General features: G+C 67.7%; 19 protein-coding genes and 1 tRNA gene. 13 read left to right on the top strand and 7 right to left on the bottom strand.

Features of this window, described 5'->3' with window-relative positions; translation table 11 throughout:
- Nucleotides 1-22: 22 nt before the first annotated feature.
- The 3 genes from ACFSKW_RS04630 (at nt 23) to ACFSKW_RS04620 (ending at nt 3,976) form a co-directional block, all read left to right on the top strand.
- The gene (locus ACFSKW_RS04630) at nt 23-580 is read left to right on the top strand and encodes a CGNR zinc finger domain-containing protein (RefSeq protein ID WP_379569461.1); all 558 of its coding nucleotides are present in this window, start codon (nt 23-25) and stop codon (nt 578-580) included.
- 217 nt (nt 581-797) lie between these two features.
- Nucleotides 798-2,423 carry an ABC-F family ATP-binding cassette domain-containing protein gene (locus tag ACFSKW_RS04625; RefSeq protein ID WP_379569459.1) on the top strand — a complete coding sequence of 542 codons (1,626 nt, stop codon included), beginning with the start codon at nt 798-800 and terminating at the stop codon, nt 2,421-2,423.
- A gap of 482 nt (nt 2,424-2,905) precedes the next feature.
- On the top strand, nt 2,906-3,976 hold the full coding sequence (locus tag ACFSKW_RS04620; protein WP_379569457.1) for a helix-turn-helix domain-containing protein: 1,071 nt from the start codon (nt 2,906-2,908) through the stop codon (nt 3,974-3,976).
- A 275-nt stretch (nt 3,977-4,251) separates the two neighbouring features.
- On the opposite strand, the gene ACFSKW_RS04615 is transcribed toward ACFSKW_RS04620, so the two are convergent.
- On the bottom strand, nt 4,252-4,665 hold the full coding sequence (locus tag ACFSKW_RS04615; protein WP_379569455.1) for a hypothetical protein: 414 nt from the start codon (nt 4,663-4,665) through the stop codon (nt 4,252-4,254).
- A 205-nt stretch (nt 4,666-4,870) separates the two neighbouring features.
- Entirely contained in the window at nt 4,871-7,057 is a 2,187-nt protein-coding gene (locus ACFSKW_RS04610) for a hypothetical protein (RefSeq protein ID WP_379569453.1), read from the bottom strand.
- A 241-nt stretch (nt 7,058-7,298) separates the two neighbouring features.
- Here ACFSKW_RS04610 and ACFSKW_RS04605 point away from each other — a divergent pair, with 241 nt between their 5' ends.
- Together ACFSKW_RS04605 and ACFSKW_RS04600 are read left to right on the top strand one after the other, a co-directional pair.
- Entirely contained in the window at nt 7,299-8,378 is a 1,080-nt protein-coding gene (locus tag ACFSKW_RS04605) for a hypothetical protein (protein ID WP_379569452.1), read from the top strand.
- A 394-nt stretch (nt 8,379-8,772) separates the two neighbouring features.
- Nucleotides 8,773-9,300 (top strand): hypothetical protein, encoded by a 528-nt coding sequence (locus ACFSKW_RS04600; protein WP_379569450.1) that lies wholly within the window; start codon nt 8,773-8,775, stop codon nt 9,298-9,300.
- A 114-nt stretch (nt 9,301-9,414) separates the two neighbouring features.
- On the opposite strand, the gene ACFSKW_RS04595 is transcribed toward ACFSKW_RS04600, so the two are convergent.
- On the bottom strand, nt 9,415-9,960 hold the full coding sequence (locus ACFSKW_RS04595; protein ID WP_379569448.1) for a hypothetical protein: 546 nt from the start codon (nt 9,958-9,960) through the stop codon (nt 9,415-9,417).
- Between the two features lie 374 nt (nt 9,961-10,334).
- Between ACFSKW_RS04595 and ACFSKW_RS04590 the strand changes: the two genes are divergently transcribed.
- Complete coding sequence (locus ACFSKW_RS04590) at nt 10,335-10,964, top strand: hypothetical protein (protein WP_379569446.1); 630 nt, start codon at nt 10,335-10,337, stop codon at nt 10,962-10,964.
- Nucleotides 10,965-11,177: 213 nt separating this feature from the next.
- Here the strand turns inward: ACFSKW_RS04590 and ACFSKW_RS04585 are convergent, their stop codons facing one another.
- Nucleotides 11,178-11,669: a DinB family protein gene (locus ACFSKW_RS04585; protein ID WP_379569444.1), complete on the bottom strand. Its 492-nt coding sequence runs from the start codon at nt 11,667-11,669 to the stop codon at nt 11,178-11,180.
- A 793-nt stretch (nt 11,670-12,462) separates the two neighbouring features.
- Here ACFSKW_RS04585 and ACFSKW_RS04580 point away from each other — a divergent pair.
- The 3 genes from ACFSKW_RS04580 (at nt 12,463) to ACFSKW_RS04570 (ending at nt 15,104) form a co-directional block, all read left to right on the top strand.
- A complete protein-coding gene (locus ACFSKW_RS04580) occupies nt 12,463-13,095 on the top strand; it encodes an SMI1/KNR4 family protein (RefSeq protein ID WP_379569442.1) in 633 nt (210 codons plus the stop codon).
- A gap of 588 nt (nt 13,096-13,683) precedes the next feature.
- On the top strand, nt 13,684-14,328 hold the full coding sequence (locus ACFSKW_RS04575; protein WP_379569440.1) for a hypothetical protein: 645 nt from the start codon (nt 13,684-13,686) through the stop codon (nt 14,326-14,328).
- Between the two features lie 350 nt (nt 14,329-14,678).
- Nucleotides 14,679-15,104, top strand: a complete 426-nt coding sequence (locus tag ACFSKW_RS04570) for a hypothetical protein (protein ID WP_379569438.1) — start codon at nt 14,679-14,681, stop codon at nt 15,102-15,104.
- Here ACFSKW_RS04570 and ACFSKW_RS04565 read toward each other — a convergent pair.
- Nucleotides 15,080-15,697, bottom strand: a complete 618-nt coding sequence (locus ACFSKW_RS04565) for an inositol monophosphatase family protein (RefSeq protein ID WP_379569436.1) — start codon at nt 15,695-15,697, stop codon at nt 15,080-15,082. The two genes, ACFSKW_RS04570 and ACFSKW_RS04565, sit on opposite strands and share 25 nt — an antisense overlap.
- Nucleotides 15,698-15,852: 155 nt before the next feature.
- Between ACFSKW_RS04565 and ACFSKW_RS04560 the strand changes: the two genes are divergently transcribed.
- A complete protein-coding gene (locus ACFSKW_RS04560) occupies nt 15,853-16,056 on the top strand; it encodes a site-specific integrase (protein ID WP_379569434.1) in 204 nt (67 codons plus the stop codon).
- Nucleotides 16,057-16,199: 143 nt separating this feature from the next.
- On the opposite strand, the gene ACFSKW_RS04555 is transcribed toward ACFSKW_RS04560, so the two are convergent.
- Nucleotides 16,200-16,273 (bottom strand) — tRNA-Gly (locus ACFSKW_RS04555).
- A gap of 99 nt (nt 16,274-16,372) precedes the next feature.
- On the opposite strand from ACFSKW_RS04555, the gene dcd reads away from it, so the two are divergent.
- The 3 genes from dcd (at nt 16,373) to ACFSKW_RS04540 (ending at nt 19,744) form a co-directional block, all read left to right on the top strand.
- Entirely contained in the window at nt 16,373-16,948 is a 576-nt protein-coding gene (gene dcd, locus ACFSKW_RS04550; protein ID WP_379569432.1) for a dCTP deaminase, read from the top strand.
- A gap of 1,173 nt (nt 16,949-18,121) precedes the next feature.
- A complete protein-coding gene (locus tag ACFSKW_RS04545; protein ID WP_354914137.1) occupies nt 18,122-18,739 on the top strand; it encodes a DUF47 domain-containing protein in 618 nt (205 codons plus the stop codon).
- Nucleotides 18,740-19,744, top strand: a complete 1,005-nt coding sequence (locus ACFSKW_RS04540) for an inorganic phosphate transporter (protein WP_379569430.1) — start codon at nt 18,740-18,742, stop codon at nt 19,742-19,744.
- Here ACFSKW_RS04540 and mshD read toward each other — a convergent pair.
- Nucleotides 19,734-20,648 (bottom strand): mycothiol synthase, encoded by a 915-nt coding sequence (gene mshD / locus ACFSKW_RS04535; protein WP_379569428.1) that lies wholly within the window; start codon nt 20,646-20,648, stop codon nt 19,734-19,736. The two genes, ACFSKW_RS04540 and mshD, sit on opposite strands and share 11 nt — an antisense overlap.
- Nucleotides 20,649-20,687 lie beyond the last annotated feature (39 nt).

Below are 20,687 nucleotides of genomic sequence, written 5' to 3'. Positions count from 1 at the left end.
AGTCACCTGTCAAGCTGGTGACGTGAAGCACGTGTTTCTGTGCGGCGACCCCGCGCTCGACCTTGCCTGCACGCTCCGCGCGCGCCGTACGGAGCGTGTCGAGACGCTCGACGTCCCCGGCCGGCTCGACGCCTGGTACCTGGAGTCCGGCATCGTCGACGCCGTCTCCCCCTGCCAGGAAGTGGATCTGGCCCAGGCTGTGGCGATACGGGAGGCCGTCTACGCGCTGGTCACCGCCAGGCTCGCCGGTGAGAGATACGACGACGAGGCGCTCGCCCTGGTGAACGAGACCGCGCGCAAGCCCCCGGCGGCGCCCCAGCTCACGGCCGAAGGGCGGTGGGTCGAGGCGACCCCCGCGCAGGCGCTGTCCACCGTGGCTCGGCACGCCATCGAACTGCTCAGCGGGCCGGAGGTCCCGCTGATGAAGGAGTGTGCCAACCCCGAGTGCACCAAGATCTTCATCGATCGGTCGCGGGGCGGGCGCCGGGAGTGGTGCGGCATGGAGTCGTGCGGCAACAAGATCAAGGCGGCTGCATACCGGGCGCGCAAGAAGGAGGCCCAGGTGGCCGGCGCACGCTGATCCCGGCGGCTGCTATGGTGAAAGACGCTCGAGATCGGAAGCTAGGAGACCAGACGTGGCAGGTGACGACGACATCTCCGGGTGATACCGGAGGTTGACCGGCCCCGGCAGGCGCACATGGCGCCGCCGACGTGGCCATTGGTCGTCGTTCCCCGAACCCCTGTCCCCTTTTCCGGGCGGCTTCGGCACGCCCGCGTTCTCGTACGAGGTCTCTCGCATGTCCGATGCGTTCATCATCTGCTCCCACCTGTCCTTCTCCTGGCCTGACGACACGCCCGTCTTCAGCGACCTGTCCTTCACCGTGGGCGGCGGCCGTACCGGCCTCGTCGCCCCGAACGGTGTGGGCAAGAGCACGCTGCTCAAGCTGATCGCCGGCGAACACGCGCCCCGCGGCGGCAGCGTGTCCGTCGACGGCGTGCTCGGCTACCTGCCGCAGAGCCTGCCCCTTACCGGCGACCTGACCGTGGCCGAGGTCCTCGGCATCGCCCCGGTGATCGCCGCGCTGGACGCCATCGAATCGGGCGACGCCGGCGAGGAGCACTTCACCACGATCGGCAACGACTGGGACATCGAGGAGCGCACCCGTGCCCAGCTCGACCGGCTCGGGCTGGGCGACCTCACGTTCGACCGCACGCTGGGCACGCTGAGCGGCGGCCAGGTCGTGTCGCTCGGCCTGGCCGCCCAGCTCCTCAAGCGGCCCGACGTCCTGCTGCTCGACGAGCCGACGAACAACCTCGACCTCGGCGCGCGCCGCAAACTCTACGACGTGCTCGGCGACTGGAACGGCTGCCTGCTCGTGGTCAGTCACGACCGGGCCCTGCTCGACCGTATGGACCGCATCGCCGAGCTCGGCCGGGGCGAGGTCCGCTTCTACGGCGGCGACTTCACCGCGTACGAGGAAGCCGTGCGCACCGAGCAGGAGGCCGCCGAACGCAACGTGCGCAGCGCCGAGCAGGAGCTCAAGCGCGAGAAGCGGGAGATGCAGCAGGCCCGCGAGCGCGCCGAGCGCCGGGCCGGCAACGCCGCCCGCAACCTCAAGAACGCCGGCCTGCCGCGCATCTTCGCGGGGAACATGAAACGGGGCGCCCAGGAGTCCGCCGGGCGGGCGGGCCAGATGCACGCCGCCCGCGTCAGCGACGCCAAGACCAGGCTCGACGAGGCCGGGCGGGCGCTGCGCGACGACCTCAAGCTCGCGCTGGAGCTGCGAGGGACCAACGTGCCCGCGGGGCGTACCGTCTTCCACGGCGAACGCCTGCAGGCACGCGGCCTGTTCGCCGAGCCGGGCATCGACCTGACCGTCCGCGGGCCCGAGCGCATCGCGCTGACCGGTCCCAATGGCGCGGGCAAGTCCACTTTGCTGCGCCTGATCAGCGGCGAGCTGGAGCCCGACGGCGGGCGGGCAGGGCGGGCCGACGGCCGGGTGGCCTACCTGTCACAGCGGCTGGACCTGCTCGACGTCGAGCGCACCGTGGCGGAGAACCTGGCCGTGTTCGCCCCCAGCATGCCGGAAGCGGAGCGGATGAACATGCTCGCCCGCTTCCTGTTTCGCGGCGCGCGTGCGCACCTGCCGGTAGGCGTGTTGTCGGGCGGCGAACGGCTGCGCGCCACCCTGGCGTGCGTGCTGTGCGCCGAGCCGGCGCCCCAGCTCCTGCTGCTTGACGAGCCCACCAACAACCTCGACCTGGTCAGCGTGGGGCAACTGGAGAGCGCGCTCAGCGCGTATGAGGGGGCGTTCGTGGTGGTCAGCCACGACGAGCGGTTCCTCGCGGAGATCAAGGTGGAGCGCTGGCTGGAGCTGTCCGAGGGGCGGCTGCTGGAGATCGGAGGGCCCGCCGGCGAGTGACACGCTGCGGCTGGGCGGCTGGGCGGCTGGGCGGCTGGGCGGCCGTCTGGCCGCCTGGCCTCAACCGCGCCCACGAGCTCGCCGCTCAGAGGGAGCGGGAGCGTCTCCTCGGCAGGATCGCGACGGCGGGCGAGCCGGCAGGTTCGGCGACGGCGGGCGAGTCGGCAGGTTCGGCGACGGCGGGCGAGCCGGTCAAGGCGAGCGGGGGGCGAGGGTCGCTGCTGCGATGGCACGGGCGGCGATGCGCTGAAATGATCTCACTGCATGACTGCTGTCGGAACGAGATGGTGTGAGACCACTTTCGGAAGGCCGGTGCCGTGTCCACCACCCGTGGACAGCGCATGCGGGCAACGACCGGACACCCGCCACGTCCGGACAGAAGCTGACCAGCGAGGGAACGAGGACGTAGGCGAGTGTCAGATCTCGATGACCCGATCTTCGAGGATGGACGTGGACGACGGCCAGGACCTGGTGAGGACCCCGTGGCCGTCTTCATCGCACAGTTACGGGCGCTGCATCAGCGGCAGGGGGCGCCGTCGGTGCGGGAGTTGGCGGACAGGACCAGGCGCGCCCAGGCACCGTACTCGAAGTCGGTCATCGGCCAGGCGTTGCAGGGACATCGTCTGCCGTCGGAAGGAGTGCTGCGAGCGCTGGTTCACGCTCTCGGCGTCGACGACGCCCAACCCTGGCTGGAGCGCCGTGCCCAGGCCCTCGCAGCCACCAGAACCACACCGACGGTGCAGCCGGAGAACCCTGTCGAGCAGGCTGCCGACGAGCGCGACAGCACCGATGAACAGTCCGCCTCAGCCCGGGAGAGCCCTGCCCGGCATCATGCGGCCGGCCCTGGCCACAAGCTCCTGTCGCGCGCGCCCTCCACTCGATGGATGGCCACACTGGTGGTCGTGGCAGCGGTCGTGGTGCTCGTCACGGCCGGGATGTCGGCTCTTGGCGGTACAGACGCGGGCGCCGGCTCCGTGCCCACCGGGACAGGGTCGTCGCCCGTCACACCTGAGGCCGCGTCCCCCCGGACGACCGCCCCGGCCACGGCTTCCACGCCAAGCCGTGCCACGCCCGTCGGCGAGAACACCTGGAGCGCGGTGCACGGTCTCGGCTGCCAGGCGGAATGGTCCTACGCCGACCCCGGCTGGAGACGGGCCGGCGGAGGCTGGAGGCAGGACGGCTGCACAGGCACGTCGCTGTTCCTGCAGGTGGCCTCCGAACCGGGGCATGCCACCCAGGGCGTGTTCTGGTACTTCGACACCCGGCCTGAAGCCAGGTGCACCATCGAGGCGTTCATCGCCGACGACCGGCGTTCAGCCGGCACCGCCTTCTACTACCTCGACGACGACGACACCACCCTCCCGCACCTGGCAGGACCGGTCACCGTCGACCAGCGGGCCCATCGCGGCGCCTGGGTCACCCTGGGCAGCTGGCCGGTCCCCGGACCGGGACGCCTGACCCTCATCCTGGCCAACCAACCCCGTCAAGCCCACGACACCTACACCGTGACCGCGTCCGCGGCCCGAGCCACGTGCCGTTGGAGCGGTGAATAGGCTCCGTCCGTCAGCGGGTCGTCGCTTCCCGGACGGTGCGAGTACGGCGACCGCGCGTCCCTCCCCGCCAGTGCCGGTGCTGTCGCGCGGCCAGGCTTTCGGCTGTGGTCTCTGCTGCCCCGACGCGGGCGAGTGTCGTCTCGTGCGGCGAGAGCACCGGAACGAAAGTCACCAAGGCCCTCGGGGCCCGGCCATGGCGGGACTTTCGCTCCGGTGCGCCGCGCATGCGACAGATCAAGCCGGCCGGGCCGGCACCGGCGACTTCCGCGCGCCCGTCACCCTCTGGAGTTCGCGCACTTCTTGATCTGCTTGCGGATGTCGTCGCCGGTGTTGACCCACGCGTCGGTCAGCACCGTTTGCGTGCCGTCACCGCTGGAGGCGTATCCGCCGCCCACGGAGATCCAGGCGGTGGTCGAACCGTACGGGCCGGTGACCTTGGGACCCTCCAGCCAGCACACCGGATAGATCGGCGACCCGTACGCGTACCACCTCACGGGGCGCTTGTTGAAGTCGATTCTGTACTCCTCTCCATCCGCGGTCCCACCGATGACGGTTGCCTCGAACGAGGCGAGCCCCGCCGTGTTGATCACCTTTCCGGTGAGTGCCTGCTTGGTCGCGGCCGCACTCGGCAAGGCCGCCATCCCCATTGCCAGGAACCCGCTCACAATCAGCGCGCCAGCCGTCCTCATCGTCTGCTCCCTTCGTGACGAACAGTGCGAGATCACTTTCGGAGGGCCGGTACGGTGTCCACCACCCGTGGACAGCACGTGCGGACAACAACCGGACACCCGCCATACGTGGGCCCGGTGTTGCGTCGCTCGCCGGCAGGTGACGGCCGCCACGGCGAACCGGGGGCTCCGGCGAGCTTCTCGAGTCTTTCGGCAACCGCGGCGGCTATTCGCCTTCGTCGCCCTGGCTGCGGTGCTCGTTCTTGTCGCCGGCGGATCGGGCGCGCCGGTCGAAGTCGTCCCTGGTGCTCTTACCGTCGGGGTGCCTGGCGGCGGCCGTCCCGTCCACGGCCGCGAGGGCCGTCCGGCAGAGGCGGAGCAGTTCCTCGTCCTCGCCCAGCCCCGCGCTGCTGTACACGTCCTCGCTCACGTTGTGTCGGCGCGCCCGGCCCAGCTCGGCGGACAGCAGTCGGCGGGCGTCCGCCGCGGCCGGTCCGATCTCGGCCCAGAGCGACGCGACCTGGCGCCGGGTGTGCACGTTCACCGTCCATGCCTGCTCCAGCGCCGGCAGCACCGGTGCCGGGTCGCCGGTCGCCCGCCACAGCGCGCGGGCGGCCGACAGTGGCAGCCAGCGGTAAGGGTCCTTGCGCCGGGCCAGGCGGCGCAGCCGAGCGAGGTGCGGCTTGGCGGCCGGGCCCAGCGCGGCGAGCAGCTCCGTCCCGTCCTGCCAGGCGTATTCGCTGTCGTTGTCGAGGCACCGGCCGGCAACCGAGAGTGCGATGTCGGCGTCCCCGCTGACCTGCCACAGCGCCTTCGCCGCCGGCACCGCCAGTTGCCGGTCCTGGCCGGCGGCGGCCTCGCACAGAACCGGCAGGCATTCGGGCGCTTCGGGGGCGAGCGCCACGAGCGCACGGAGCACGCCAGGGGTGAGCGGCCCTGCGAGCAGGTCGGGCAGAGCCGGGGCGGCGGCTGGGCCGATCGCGGCGAGTGCGAAGGCCATGCCGTCACGGCGATGGTCGTGCGGGTTGTCGGAGCACAGATCGCGCAGGCGGCGGCGCAGCAGGGGCACCAGCGGTGCCGCGCGCGGTCCGAATCCGATCACGAGCGAGCCGATGTGGCGTGGCATCGGCTCACGGTCGAGTACCCAGGCCAGCATCGGCAGGGCCCGCGCGTCCCCCGTGCCGCTGAGCGCTTCCAACGCCGGGCCCACGGTCGGCAGGTCGCCGGGCCATTCGATGACCCATGGCAGCTCCCTCTCGTCGGCCCTCGTGTGCGGCAGGGAACGTACGGGAGCGTCCGTCAACGCCTTGGCCAGCGCGTCGGCGGCTGGAGCGGCCACCGCGCCCAGAGGCCTCAGCACGCTGACGGCGCGCGGGCGCGTACGTGCATGCCCGTCGTGCACCTGGCCGGCGATCAGCTTGACGAGCTCCCCGTAATCGCCCCGCCAGCCCTCGATGAGCCGGCCCGCGGGCCACAGGGCGTCCAGGCGGCACTCCCAGTCCGGTGAACGAAGCAGGGCCGCCAGCAGGCGTACGCGGTCGTCCACTCGGTCGCTGAAGGACAAGCTCAGGCTGCTCACCAGCTCGGCGGCCTGAGGTGCGCGTCGCCCCTCGTCCTGCTGCTCGCGCAGCCGGCGCACGGCCCCGGTGAGGGTATCGGTCTCGAACCCGGCGGGCGGGGCGACGGGGGTGCCCGAGCGGTAGACGGCGGCGACCATCTCCAGCGCGTCGCCGACCTCGGCCACCGGCGCAACGTCCGCCGCACCGGGCAACGAGGCGAGCTCGGCCAGGGCCACCAGCCGCAGCCGCGGGTCCGGATCCACGGCGACGATGCCGACCAGCCGGTCACGGAGCGCCGAGTCAGGATGTTCCGCGCGCCGCGCCAATGTGCCCACCGTGCGGACGATCGTGGTCCGCACGGCCGTGTCACCCTCCTGCGTCAGCCGGCCGGTCAGGCACGCGAGCGCCGCCTGACCCCGATCCACGCAGGCGGGCAGCACCTCGGCCGCCGCCTCCCGCACCCGCGGGTCCGCGTCCTCCAGCAACCGCTCCCACAGCGGGTACGCGGCCGCGACCGCCTGGTTGGCCTTCCGGTACGGCCCCGACAGCCCTTCGGGATCCTCGGCGGAGCCGATGTCGGCCAGCAGCCGCACGACCTCCGGACGGCCGGGCAGTTCCGAACGCTCGGCGATGCGCAGCAGAAACGGGATCACCGCCACCGTGCATGGATAGACGTCACCCTGGTGATGCACGGCCGCGTACATGCCGTCGAGTGCGGTCTCGCGCTCGGCGGGATCGGGATGCACCAGGCCACGCAGCAGGTCCGGCACGTCGACCGCGGACCCGTAGGCGTGACGCATACGGCTCCAGCGAACCTCGTCCAGTCCGGCGAACGGATCAGCACCGTTGTTCATGGACCGCCATCTTGCCCGACGGGCACAGGAGATGTTCGAGGCGGACGATGCCCGGATGGCCGGAGGGCTTCGGCGGCTCCCGCCTTCGGCAGGTACGGAACGACCTCATGAGGCAGAAGACAGGTGATCACTCCTGAAGGTCGTGGTCGGCGGTCCACCGGCACCGCCTGCCCACTGGGGTTCGACCCCTTCAATTCGGGGTCGGCTGCCGATCCGACATGTGTGCAAGGATGCCAGCCTTATGCAGAATGACGCTATCCACGAGGGTTTCGCCCAGTTCGCCGCCCGTCTCTTGGCCGCCGCTCCGCTCGACCCCGCGGCGGACGCCCCGCAGGTGCTGCACTGGCCCGGGCGCAGGCTGCTGGTGCAGCGCAGGGACACCGAGCTGGCCGTTCGCGACCTGGACGGGGGTGAGACGGAGGTTCGCTTCCCCGCGCCCTGGCCCCGCCGGTACGGCTCGGTGGCGGTCTCTCCCACGGGTGATCTCGCCGTGTTCGCCGGCGTGCACGCGCTGCGAGCCGTGGATTCGACCGGCGCCGTGCGGTGGGAGATCCGGCACGGCTGTTGGTCCGCCGCCGTATGTACCAAGGATCATGCCTCGTTCTCCGAGTACGCCGACGACTACTACCACGGCCACGCGGACAGCGGCTCGGCGGCCTTCTCCTCGGACGGCCGGCTCCTCTGGGCCCACATCCGCAACCGCGCGGGGCGCGACACCAAGGAGGAATGGCTGATCCTCGACCCCGCCGACGGCACGGTGCTGACCCGGGCCGAGACGATGACCGTGGGATCGGGCTCCACCCACTTCCCCCACCCGAACCCGGCGTACATGGGACTGACTGTCGGCGAGGGTGAGGAGGACTCACCTGTGCTGTGGGGACACTGGGATGGCGCGAAGCTCACTGTCCAGCGGTTCGTCGAGGAGGTATTCCTTGCCGTGAGCCCGTCCGGGGAGCACTTCCTGACAACGGATCCGGGACAGTGGTCCCTCTACCTGCACCGGGCGGCGGACGGCATGGAACTGCGGAGCCTGGACGCCGAGGAAGCCGTGCCCCCTCCCTCGAACGAGGACGACGACCGCGTTCGCTGGGACTACGAGGCGGCGTTCCCGTACGACGACACCGCCGTGGTCGGCACCGAGTACCACGCGGAGGTCCCCCGCCACTGGCTGGTCGACCCACGCACGATGGCCCTGCGCGGCCGGATCGCCTACCCCTTCCCAGTCTCGGGATCTCCCCGATCGGCGGGGCAGGGCGCCTGGTACACGGTCTCCAAGGACCAGACCACCCTCCACCTGTGGAACCTGCGACAGGAGGAATGACTCAAGGGTTCCTCACGGGCGGAACAACCGCCCGGCGACGACGAGTTCTTTCCGCTGTACGAGGTGCCGATCAGACGCTCACGGACGCCATCGACCGGCACATCAGCGGGATCCATGAGGGCGATGGCCGGCTCGGCCGGGATCTTGGTCCCCGTAGGACGTCAATCGCGTGAAAGATGCCCAGACTGGAATCTCTCCCGGATCCAGGCCCTCGTTGTCGGAGCGGGTGACGGGAATCGGATCCGAACTGTCGGCATCATGCGCCTGAGCGAGGAAAGCGATGACCTGGGCATATGCCGGTCGATTGACCGTAAGTGCCGGTGATTCCTTGCGCAGTCCTGGTGCGCTGGCCCAAGGCCGGAATTGTCGGTGACGGACTCTATGGTTCCCATCCATGAGCGGAGATGAGTCTTCTGTCATGCGCACCAAGCGGATGGATGTGGAGGTGGAGGACACCGGTCGGGTATATCTCCTGGATCGGGGGGACTATGACGCCGCCGACAGGTCGGATGACCCACCGACTCAATCGGCCGGGCTCATCAAAGTGGAAGGGAGAGGCGTCGCCATCCTGAATGTCGCGCTGCAGTGGGGGATGGTTCCCTTCACGGTGACTGCCGCCGACCGTGATCCGGGTGCTGACCTTGACGGCTATGAGGACATCGCGGAGATCAGTTTCGATTCCCCGTCGGGTGAGGTCGTCCTGATCGGATGGCTCATGGACTGGGACGAGGAAAAGGCGCACAGCCTTTCTCCGCTGCTTTCCGGTCCCGGAACATACCGCTTGCGGTATCACGTCCGAGGAATGGACGAAGAGCGTTACTCGGTACATGACCATTACCTTCAGATATGGCCTGCTCCGCAGTATGATTCGGCCGTGCTGAAGACCGCGAATGAAACCCCTTCAGCACTTTCTGAACCCTGAGGCCTGACGTGAATCGAACCTGCGTCGTCACCTTGGGAGGAACAGAAGCCTCATCCTGTTCGCCGTTGTGTGGCGCGCAGGCCGTTCACGGGCTCTGTGTTTGTGGAACGCGCGTCAATGCCAGACGATGTTGTCGAGGAAGGCTTCGACGGCCGTCGTCACCTGGCCGAGGACCTCGGCGGACTTGTGGAGCGGCCCCGGCAACTTCATCCCGTGATCGGCGCCATTGATCTCCAACACGTGCGACGTCAACTCCCGCGCTGTCGCGCCATCCCAGAACTCGTCCGCCGTGCCGCCGACGAGCAGGAATGGTTCCGTGGCCCGGCGCAACGCATCCACGCAAGCGGGAGTCGTGAGCAGCGGCGTCAACCAGATACCCGCCAAGCCCCGGTCCGCAGCCACAGCGGCGCCGAAGGAGCCGAGCGACTTGCCGATCAGCAGCGGTGTCCCCAGCCTCTCCACGACGGGCGACACTTGTTCGTAGACCCAGGACGGCCCCCTCTCCAGGAGGCGGTCTCTCGGCGGCGTCCATGAGATCAGTTCGATAATGGCGTCACGGCGGGCGGCCGCTTCGCTGACGTAGGCGAGTAATCCTGCCTGGGGTCCGTACATCCCTCCAGGGATGATGACGGCGTTCCGCTTCGATTCCCCTTTGCTCATCCACGTAAGTATCGCCCTTGGCAGGGTTCGCGCTCGAGTCCGATGCCGGCCGACTTCAGCGAGACTCCACCCGGTTTCGTGAGATCGGACATCGCCGTCCGCGCACTCCGTGATGCATCAGTGGGTCGAGCATGTGGAATCAGCCGGTCTGGTGCGCTCGCGCCCTTGCGCGCGGCCCGAGCAGCCGGCGCCCGAGAGCGACCGGGGTCAAGGGCGGTCCGATGCGGCGGAGCGGGTTCAGCAAGCTCGCTGGGTGGACGGAGGCCGTACGGCGATCGGTCTTCCAGGTCCGCATGTTCATGACCTTCGTCCCACCGAGAACACGAGCGTGGCCGTCTCGGACGCCTGACGCGCGCACTTGCATGATTGATACGTTGATCTACATGGGCGACGGGAAAAGATCACTGAACCTGACGGATATAACGACGACATTAGACATGGCGCTCGATGCGCTGGGAGCTGCGGGCGCCGACACGGCGTATCGCGTGTGCGGTACAAGCGCCGCACTTCTGCAAGGCGTACCACTCCCTGTTGGGGACATCGACGTCTTGCTCGCCAGTAGAGAAGACGTAGACACGTTCGCCGCGGCACTCTCATCGTTCCCCTGTCTATATACCGCCTCATGGCTCCCCGAATCTTCGCAATACTTCGCCAGGTTCGAGGTGAATGGGGTTGAACTGGAGCTCAGCACAGTCGAACGACAAGTCGATTCCGACGCCATGGAATGTGCGGGCAGCGGGCCATGGCAGCATTACGTCCTGATCACGTGCGGTTCTCACCACGTGCCGGTGGTTCGGCTGGAACTCCGATTGGGTTCGGAGCTCCTGCGAGACCGGGCTGATCGATATGACCCGCTCCTCGACTACATGGGTACGCGCGGGTTCGATTCTGATCTGTTGCAACGGGCAATGAATGCCTGCCGCATTCCTGCCCACCGCCAGCGGCTCATTCAAGACCGCCTCGCGCGGTCCGCCCTCGGTACCCCTTCCCTTCCTCCTGCCTGATCTTCCCGTCTGCCCGGACGTTGCGGACGGGATGATCAGGCTTCCACCTTGACCGCCTACGGCCCCTGACCTCGGGTCGGAGCTCATCCCGGAGCCGGAGTGCCCCCGCCCGAGGCGATCAGAGGTCTGGACCGCTTTGCACCTGTTCGCCAATCCGCCGTTTCGGCGTCTCGGCCCGGGCCCGGGCGAGAACGCCCTTGATCAGCGCGCCGTCTATCGGCCGGTGGTGCCGTCGATCTGCTCGCGGAGGATGTCGGCGTGGCCTGCGTGGCGGGCGGTTTCGCTTGTCATGTGGGCAAGGACCCAGCGCAGCGTCCGGAACTCCCCGTCGATGGGCTCCGCCACTGGGGCCGAGGGGTCACCCGCGGCGCGAATCGCGGCATCGCTTGCTTGGATCGCCGTGTGATAGTCGGCCAGGACTTGTGCGGTGTCGAGCCCGGCCGCATCCATGCCGAAGTCCCAGTCCTTCTCCGATTTGACTCCGGTCAGGTGGTACCCGAACCAGTAGCGTTCCGCCATGGTCAGGTGGTGGACCAGCCCAAGCAGGGTGGTGCCGGTGTCAACCAGGACGCGTCGTAGCTGCTCGTCGTCCAGCCCGTGGGTCTTCTTGAGAACCGATTCCCGAGCGAACGTCAGGAACGCCAGAGCGGTGTCAATCTCACCTGAGTCGTTGCGTGGTACGGGTCGACGTTGCGTCTCAGCCATTCCGTCACCCTACAGAGCCTCCCGACGAGGGGCTGTGCGGGAGCCATCTGTGGGGGAGGGGCCGCCGGCACGGTGACGCCTGGACCACTGCTGAGTTTCGGTGATGAGCTCGACGAGATCGGCGACGAGTTTCGGGCTGGCTGCGATGGTGGCGCGGGCGTTCATGGTGAGCCCCCGTGACTCCCCGCTGATCGCCGTCCGAACGGGCACGCGACGGGCACGGCTTGACGCTCGGCGCACACCGCGCCGCCCTGAACATTTCAGATCACGGGAACGGACACCGTGCCCGGCGGATCCATGCCTCAGCTCGAAAGAAGACCGAAACCACGCTGGCGGCGAGCCGTACTCGATCGCCCCTGAACAGATACGGCGGCCAACCATGCCGTGGCGATCGTGAGGGGCTTTACCTGTGCGGCGGGGCAGGCGTGCGGCGGGCGGCCTGGGGTCCCTCCGCCGTTCGGGACCGGCCTCCAGGCCGCACGCACGGGCGGCGGGCGGGCGGAGGGCTCGGGTGGTGTCAGGCGGCTGGCAGAGCGCGGAGCCTACGACCATCGCACTCGGACTGACGCCCGGCAGCTTGCAGTCCTGAGCTGAGAAGACGGGGGGTGCAGGTCAAGGCCGGTTGAGTGACCGTGAGTCCCCGTGATGCACCGCTGGTCACCGCTCGTGCTGGCACGGATCTGGCACGCGGTCGATGCCTCTGTGTGGCATTGTCGGTTGAAGCTGGCAGCATTCAGCCTTATGGACGTGGACGACTTCTTCCTCCAGCGGTCCGGCACGCGGAGTGCAGATCATGACCGATGATGAGGTTTTCGAAGCGATACGGTCAGACCCTGGGCCCGATGTACTACCGGTGGCCTCGTCCGAGGCGGTCGCTGAGGCTGAAGAGGCCATCGGTTACCCGCTTCCTTCGCTGCTGCGGCGGTTGTATCTGGAGGTGGGAAACGGAGGTTTCGGTCCGCGCGGTGGCATCATCGGTGTACGGGGCTATGACTTCTGGAAAAGCGACATCTTCGCGGACATCACTGAATCGGCTGTGGGCTTTCGTACCGAGTCTTACGGACGACAGGCCGGCATGATCCAGTTGTTGGACTGGGGGTGCGCAATCGCGTCGCTGCTGGATTGCCGCCATCCCGAGGGGGCGATGTGGGGATGGGACCCCAATCTGTGCTGCCTGGATCATGCGCTCTTTCCTCAGGACATCACCTTCGCGTCGTGGCTCGCGGAGTCGATCGGCCGCGACTTCGCCGATCCCTTCTACGACGGTTACTTCGAGGTCTCGCCGCAAGATGAGGCAGTGATCGCGGTAAGCACCATCGGAGAAGAGGAGGAACCGTGCATGTGGTTGCCACCCGTATGGGTGAAAGGCCGGAAGGCCGGCATCTGGGAGCGCCGTCACAGGTCCGCTGACGGGTTGGCTTCGTAAGCGAGCGCGTGGCTTAGCTCAGGAGGAGCGCTTCCATCAAGATCTGGGACCAAGGCGATCAAGAAAGCCCGGGTCTCGGATTTCGTTTCTGACCTGGGCTATCACACTGAGAGCGGGTGACGGGAATCGAACCCGCGCTGTCAGCTTGGGAATTGCAGCGATCACGGAAAGCGGACCTCGGGTTACCTGGTCAGCGAGGTTGCTGGGGAGTTCTTGAGTGACCGTGGTTGACCCCTCGTTGCCGGGGCTAATGGCACGCCGATCATGCGCTCACGAGCAGGGGTATAGGCCAGGGTGGGTGATAGTGAGTATCCGGGAGCGACCTCGACTGTCCGCCCGCTCTGGCACGCAACGGGCACGGCTTGGCCCGCCGCGCCCACGCCGCCCGCCTCATCATGAGTTGGAAGTAGCCAGTATGTATGGCTGCCACGTGATCTAGGATCATCGACCGTGACATCGTGGGCGAGCAGATATCGGTCGGGCGATCACGTCACGGTGTGGAACGAGTTACGAGCCTTCGGGTCTTCAGGCGTGCCTGAGAGTCTCCGGGAGGATGCCGAGGACGTCGCACGCGAGACCATGCGGCGGGTGGCGGCCAACGTGGATGTGCTGGTCGACCGGCTCTCTTCCGCTGGGTACGCGTTCGCTTGTCCTGACGCGGTCCGCCAAGCCCCCACAGAAGATGATTTCGAAGCGATTGCGAAGGCTGAAGATATCATCGGCCCCCTCCCTGTAGCGCTTCGCGCTTGCTTGGAGATCGTGGGTGGGGTCGATCTGTGTGGGGATGGGGGCTCAATGCTGCCTTACGTCCGCTACCGCGCACCCCTATGCGAGTCCTGGGAACTTGATCCGGACCCTCTGGTCCTCCACTCGGGCCGGATGCTCTGGGACATGCTCAGTTCGAGCGTGGGAGAAGTCAGCCTGGGGTGCGCCTGCACGGATCCCGACGAGGATGAACTGTGCGAGTTCCATGTGAACGGCTTCTTCTTCAGTATCGCGCCGGATGGGGCGGCTAAGGCGAATTTTAGTGGGGGAGATCACCACATCCATCTCCCGACCGCCAACCCCGACCCGCCGCTTGGGCCCATACCGGTATCGGGATCCATTTCTCTTGTCGAATACTTGCGCCGGTTCCATGCTTGGGGAGGATTCCCCGGCTACGCCACCCGACCTGCGCATGTTCCTCAGCCAGCTCTTCTCGAACGGCTCCGAAACCAATTACAGAAGTTCTGAACAGGGCCGCCGCTGAGCGGTGCCTGGCAGCTCGGTGGGCCGGGGCTGAGGAACGAAGCACCGGACCTTTGATCGCCCCCAGCCAGGAGCGGCGGCCTGCCACAGTCAGGGGATCGTGAGGGCGGTGCTGTCCTCACACCTCCTGGGCGGCGCTTCGGGGTTGATCTGGGTTCGGCACGGCTAGCTCGCGCGGGGAGGGTCGCGCGGGCTGCGGCGGCGCAGCCGCCGCCTTGATACCTACAAGAACAATTCGGCAAGATCTGGCCCAATGCCCGTGTGACCTGTGTTGGAGAGATCAGATGCATTTGGTGCTTTAGCCGCCGCATTCGGCTGGGCCGATCAGGATCGGTATGCCGATCGACGAAGCGGAGTCGATCCTCTACGGCATGCAGGGCTTTCTCTCCACCGGCAACTCGGTGGTTCCTACCAGGGGATTCGCTCACTTCGCTTCCGGGATGACGATCTCAGCAGCTCCAAGTACGCGCGGGCTTGTCGAGGCCGTAGAGATCTGGCGCCCCGAACCAGGTGCCGACGATGTTGTGACCTGCCTCGGCGTTGACATCTTCACCACCGCAGCCGACGACCTCATCGAGCTTTTCAGGCAGCGGACGCCCGTGGAGATCGAAGATGGTGGAGGGTCCATGATCGCCCCCGATCTCGTGGTCGGGCTCTGGCGGCCTTTCGTCCCAGACTCCCCAGGCGACGATGACGGCCGCTACTTCCATTCGATCCTCATAGCAGCCCCCGGCTACTACTCCACTCCCGGCGACTCGTAGGGAGACTTACCGGGCGTGTCCATACCTCCGTGCGTCCTTTGCGCCTCGGCGATGAGCTCGACGAGATCACCCACGAGCTTCGGTGCGGTTGCGATCGTCGCTCTGGCGCTCATCGAGTGCAGTGACCCGTCGATGTCAACGACTGCGGCCCCGGCTTCACGGGCGATGAGCACACCCGCGGCGGTGTCCCACGGGTTGTTGCTGAGCATGATGCATGCGTCTGCCTTGCCGTGCGCGACCCGCGCCAGATCGACCGCGGCTGAGCCGTACATTCGGACTCGTTGGACACGGGCGGCGAACTCGTGGGTGAGGGCGAGGCGAGGGCGGTTTCGCTCTTGGGCGTTGTTGCCCACGGCGTAGTCGCCGATGGACACGATGGCTGCGTCCAGGTCGCGGGTGTCGCTGGTGCGGATCTCGGTCCCGTTGGCTTGGGCGCCTGCTCCTTCGGCGGCGGTGTAGCGGGTGCCGAGGAACGGCAGGTCGATCACTCCGAGGACGGGCAGGTCCTTGTCGACCAGGCCCAGGGAGACGCCGCAGAGCGGGATGCCGTGGAGGAAATTCGCCGTTCCGTCCACAGGGTCGAGTGCCCACATCAGACCCTTGCCGGTACGGCTGACGCCTTCCTCCTCGCCGAGGAACCGATGTCGGGCGTGACTGCCCTGCTCTTCGCGGGGATCAAGGGCGGTCCTAGAGGCCGAGTGGCTTCAATCGGCTGGCTGGCTGGGCGGAAGCCGTACGGTCCATCGGGGTGCCGAACCTGCATGTCCATGACCTTCGACACACGGGCAACATGTTCGCGGCGGGCTCCGGTGCTGGCCTCAAGGACCTGATGGCCAGGATGGGGCACGGCAACGTCAGAGTGGCGATGATCTATCAGCACGCGGTCAGAGGTGCCGACCAGGTCATCACCGAGGCGATCGACAGCACGGGCACGCGATCAAGACGAAGATGATGAAGACGACCCGCCTGGCGTGCTCGTTCCCGCAGGGTGATCGCTGACCCTAATGGCACGCTGATGGCACGGAGAGATCAACAACCCCGAACAAGATCAAAGCCCAGGTTCCGAATCCATCGGATGACCTGGGCTTTCGTGTGTGGAGCGGGTGACGGGAATCGAACCCGCGCTGTCAGCTTGGGAAGCTGATGTTCTGCCATTGAACTACACCCGCATCGGCTGGAGCCGCGCCCACCACTGTAGCGGAAACCAGGCGCACATCAGCACCCGCGAGCCAACCGAGTTTCCCGTGGCACACGGTAAGTTGCTCAGCGTGCTGCTTTCTGACAGAGACATCCTTGCCGAGATCGAGTCCGGGCGTGTCAAGCTCGACCCGTTCGACAAGGAGATGATCCAACCGTCCAGCATCGATGTACGGCTCGACCGGTACTTCAGGGTGTTCGAGAACCACCGGTACCCGCACATCGATCCCGCTGTCGAGCAGCCTGATCTCACCCGGCAGGTGGAGCCTGAGGGCGATGAGCCGTTCATCCTGCACCCGGGGGAGTTCGTGCTGGCCAGCACGTATGAGGTGATCACGCTGCCCGACGATCTCGCGAGCCGGTTGGAGGGGAAGAGCTCGCTGGGCCGACTGGGGTTGCTGACGCATTCGACCGCGGGGTTCATCGATCCCGGCTTCTCGGGGCACGTGACGTTGGAGCTGTCCAATGTGGCCACGTTGCCGATCAAGCTGTGGCCGGGGATGAAGATCGGGCAGCTGTGCATGTTCCGGTTGAGTTCGCCGGCGGCGCATCCGTATGGGTCGGCGAAGTACGGCTCCCGCTACCAGGGGCAGCGTGGGCCGACTCCTTCCCGGTCGTTCAGGAACTTCCACCGGACCGTGATCTGACGATCCTGACGACGGCTCGTTCTTGGAGAATGTCGGCTGTGGCCGTCCCCTGGCGCGTGTGTTCGGTCCCGTAGGTTGCCGTGGGCTCGGTGCGGGAGCAGCCGTGTGCCCGGGTGCGGAGTAGGTGACATTCGTCCTCCACGAGGGACATTCGTCCTCCACGAGGGATGGGTCCCGGCATTTCCAGGGGCCAGACGCTTCCTGTGGGAGGGGTCGTCCGTTCAGGGTGAGTTCGGTCGTTCCCGAAACAGGGCCTGCCGGGCGTCCAGGAGGCAGAGGTTGTCCGTCCAGGGGAGGGCCCTCCGTACGGCGCGGGCAGGGCCGGCCGGATGCCGGGGGACAGCGGCCGGTCGTCCAGGCAGAAGGGACCGGTCGTCCGGGGGGACGGGGCCGATGGGACCGGTCGTCCGGGAACGGGGTTGATGGGATCAGTCGTCCGGAGGATGGGGCCGATGGGGCCGGCCGTCCGGAGGGACGCAGTCGATGAGGCGGTGGCCCGGGCCGATGGGTCGGTGGGGCCGGTTGTCCAGAGGGTGGGGCCGGTCGTTCTCGTGAGAGGGATCGTCCGGGAGCGGGGATGGTGCGGTCTGTAGGGCTGCGGCCTCGGGTCTGAGGCCGTGCGTTGGCCAAGGGGGCCAAGGATGGGTGCGGTCGTTGCCCCCGGGCCGGAGGGTTCCCGTTTAGGGGGCCGTCGTCCGGGCGATGGGTGCCTGATCGCTCACCCCGGTTGGAGGCGCGGAGATGGGCGGCAGCCGGGCGCGGAGATGGGCGGCGGCCGGGCGCGGAGATGGGCGGCGGCCGGGCGCGGAGATGGGCGGCGGCCGGGCGCGGTGGCGGTGAGCGGAGGTGTCGTCCGGGCCGGAGGTCCGGGTCTCGAGGCGTCACCGGGCTCGTGAGCCGAAATCCCAGGTCGGCCGTCCGAAAATCTACCCTCGCGCCCAGGGTCGCTGACCGGTGGCGGCACAGACCCGGTCTCAGCTCCCGAAACCCCGCTACCCACGGCAAAGCGGTCACCGGGAAAATGGGCCCCAAACTACCCCCGTAGCCGGTGTCGCAGATCATACGGCGGGTAGCGAGAAGGAGAAGAGTGGGTGTGCGCACCATGAAGTTCGCATTTCCGCTGGTAACCCGTACCCTTCTCTGCGGACCATCCCCGCACATCTGGAGAACGACGTGCGCCTGCGTCTCACGCCTCGTGAGGACAGCTACTACGACCTGTTCGCGGACTCCGCGAACAACCTGGTCACGGCATCGCGCTTGCTGGTGGAGATCATCAGTGACGGCTCGGACAGGGAAGCGCTGGCCGAGAAGATGCGCGCCTGCGAGCACGCCGGTGACGAACGCACTCATGCGATCATGAACCGGCTGAATGAGAGCTTCATCACGCCTTTCGACCGTGAGGACATCTATCGCCTCGCCTCGAACCTCGACGATGTGATGGACGCCATGGAAGAGGCATCCGACCTCATCGTCCTTTACAAGATCGACCACCTGCCGAAGGACGTCGTCCGTCAGGTGGAGGTGCTGGAGCGGGCGGCGGAGCTGACGGCTGAGGCCATGCCGCGGCTGCGCTCGATGAAGAATCTCAACGAGTACTGGATCGAGGTCAACCGCCTGGAGAACCAGGGTGACCAGGTCTACAGGAAGCTGCTTGCCAAGCTCTTCAGCGGTGAGTACGACGCGCTCACCGTCATGAAGATGAAAGAGGTCATCGACCGCCTCGAGGAGGCGGCGGACGCGTTCGAGCATGTGGCGAACACGGTCGAGTCGATCGCGGTCAAGGAAAGCTAAGTGGACCTCACGCTCGCCCTCGTCATCGGCGTGGTGGTCGTGTCACTGGTCTTCGACTACACCAATGGCTTCCACGACGCGGCGAACGCCATCGCGACCTCGGTCTCGACCCGCGCGCTCACCCCGCGCGCGGCGCTGTTCCTGGCCGCCGCGATGAACTTCATCGGCGCGCACCTGGGCACTCAGGTCGCGCAGACGGTCGGCAAGGGCATCATCGACGCGCCTGAGGGCACTCACGGTCTGGTGGTGGTGGGGGCAGGACTGATCGGCGCGATCACCTGGAACCTCGTCACCTGGTACTTCGGGCTGCCTTCCTCCTCCAGTCACGCGCTGATCGGCGGTCTGGTCGGGGCGGCGCTCGCCTCGGCCAGCGTGGTGCACTGGAGCGGTGTCGTGGACAAGGTCGTCATCCCGATGATCCTGTCGCCCCTGGTCGGCTTCTCCCTCGCCGCCGCGATCATGATCGCAATCTACTGGATCTTCCGCAACGCGCAACCGGGACGCACCAACAGGGGCTTCCGTTACGCGCAGACCGTCTCGGCGGCCGCGATGGCGCTCGGGCACGGCCTGCAGGACGCGCAGAAGACCATGGGTGTTATCTTCCTGGCGCTGGTGGTCGGAGGGTACGCGGGTCCGACGGACTCGATCCCGCAGTGGGTGATCCTGGCCGCGGCCGGCGCCATCTCTCTGGGGACGTACGCCGGCGGCTGGCGCATCATGCGCACGCTGGGCCGCAGGATCATCGCCCTCGACCCGCCGCAGGGTTTCGCGGCCGAGTCCGCCGCCGCCACGGTTCTGTACGTCGCGGCGATCGGTTTCGGCGCCCCCATCTCCACCACGCACACGATCACCAGCGCGATCATGGGTGTGGGCGCCACCAAGCGGCTGTCGGCCGTGCGGTGGGGGGTAGCCGGCAACATCGTGACCGCGTGGATCCTCACGATCCCCGCGGCCGCGCTGGTGGCGGCGCTGTCGTACTACGGTCTTCACGCCCTCATCGAGTAGCCGCGTACATCACGTCGACGTCCCACCGGTTGAACCCGAGGGACTCGTACAGCCTGATGGCCGCCGTGTTGGCCTCGTCCACGTAGAGCATCGCCTGGGCGAGGCCGCGCGAGCGCAGGTGGCGCAGGCCGGCGAGGGTGAGCGCCTTGCCCAGGCCGGTCCCCTGCTGGGAGGGGTCGACGCCCACGACGTAGACCTCGCCGAGCGGCTCGTGGCCGTGCTCCTCCGAGGAGGACCCGTGGATCTTGGTCCAGTGGAAGCCCACCAGCCGCGTATCGCGAAAAGCTAGGAAAAATCCTGACGGATCGAACCATGGTTCGGACTCGCGTCGCCGTACGTCCTCCAGCGTCCACGACCCCTGCTCGGGATGGTTCGAAAAGGCGGCGGCGTTCACCTTGAGCCACGCCTCCTCGTCCTCGCCCGGCACGAACGTGCGCAGCCGTACCCCGCCGGGCATGGGCGAGGCGGCAAGCGGCGCGAACAGGGAACGGCGCATCTGCCACAGCGACCGCACCCGCTCGAATCCCAGCGAGGCCGCCAGAGCGGCCGCACCCGTGTGGTCGCCGTGGGCCCACAGCCGCAGCCGTCCACCCGCGGCGTCCAGTACGGCACGCAGCAACGTCCTGCCGTACCCCTTGCGGCGGAACGCCGGGTGGACGACCAGCTCGCCGCTCGGCCCTTCGACCTCGTCCGTGGGGTCCACGTGCGCGTAGCCGACCAGCGTGCCGTCCGCGTAGAGCAGCAGCGAGCGCGCCCGCTCGTCACCGCCGTAGCGCAGGTGCAGCATCACGTGCTCGTTGAGCGGGCGAACCCCGTCGGCGTCCGTCGCCGCCTCAACGACCCCCAACACACCGGCTATTTCCTGGTCATCGAGCCGTCCTCGCTCGACCACGCGCACAGTCATAGATCGAACTCTAGGCGGCCGACTGGCAAATAACGCCAT

It is taken from the genome of Nonomuraea mangrovi, from assembly GCF_042681425.1.
GTDB classification, from domain to species: domain Bacteria; phylum Actinomycetota; class Actinomycetes; order Streptosporangiales; family Streptosporangiaceae; genus Nonomuraea; species Nonomuraea mangrovi.
This window is presented reverse-complemented; position numbering and strand designations above follow the sequence as displayed.

What these genes read in the sequence shown, in the direction of transcription:
- ACFSKW_RS04625 (WP_379569459.1), top strand. Translation starts at nt 798, where the DNA reads ATGTCCGATGCGTTCATCATCTGCTCCCACCTGTCCTTCTCCTGGCCT.
- ACFSKW_RS04615 (WP_379569455.1), bottom strand. Translation starts at nt 4,665, where the DNA reads ATGAGGACGGCTGGCGCGCTGATTGTGAGCGGGTTCCTGGCAATGGGG.
- ACFSKW_RS04610 (WP_379569453.1), bottom strand. Translation starts at nt 7,057, where the DNA reads ATGAACAACGGTGCTGATCCGTTCGCCGGACTGGACGAGGTTCGCTGG.
- ACFSKW_RS04605 (WP_379569452.1), top strand. Translation starts at nt 7,299, where the DNA reads ATGCAGAATGACGCTATCCACGAGGGTTTCGCCCAGTTCGCCGCCCGT.
- ACFSKW_RS04600 (WP_379569450.1), top strand. Translation starts at nt 8,773, where the DNA reads ATGAGCGGAGATGAGTCTTCTGTCATGCGCACCAAGCGGATGGATGTG.
- ACFSKW_RS04595 (WP_379569448.1), bottom strand. Translation starts at nt 9,960, where the DNA reads ATGAGCAAAGGGGAATCGAAGCGGAACGCCGTCATCATCCCTGGAGGG.
- ACFSKW_RS04585 (WP_379569444.1), bottom strand. Translation starts at nt 11,669, where the DNA reads ATGGCTGAGACGCAACGTCGACCCGTACCACGCAACGACTCAGGTGAG.
- ACFSKW_RS04580 (WP_379569442.1), top strand. Translation starts at nt 12,463, where the DNA reads ATGACCGATGATGAGGTTTTCGAAGCGATACGGTCAGACCCTGGGCCC.
- ACFSKW_RS04570 (WP_379569438.1), top strand. Translation starts at nt 14,679, where the DNA reads ATGCCGATCGACGAAGCGGAGTCGATCCTCTACGGCATGCAGGGCTTT.
- ACFSKW_RS04565 (WP_379569436.1), bottom strand. Translation starts at nt 15,697, where the DNA reads ATGTGGGCACTCGACCCTGTGGACGGAACGGCGAATTTCCTCCACGGC.
- mshD (WP_379569428.1), bottom strand. Translation starts at nt 20,648, where the DNA reads ATGACTGTGCGCGTGGTCGAGCGAGGACGGCTCGATGACCAGGAAATA.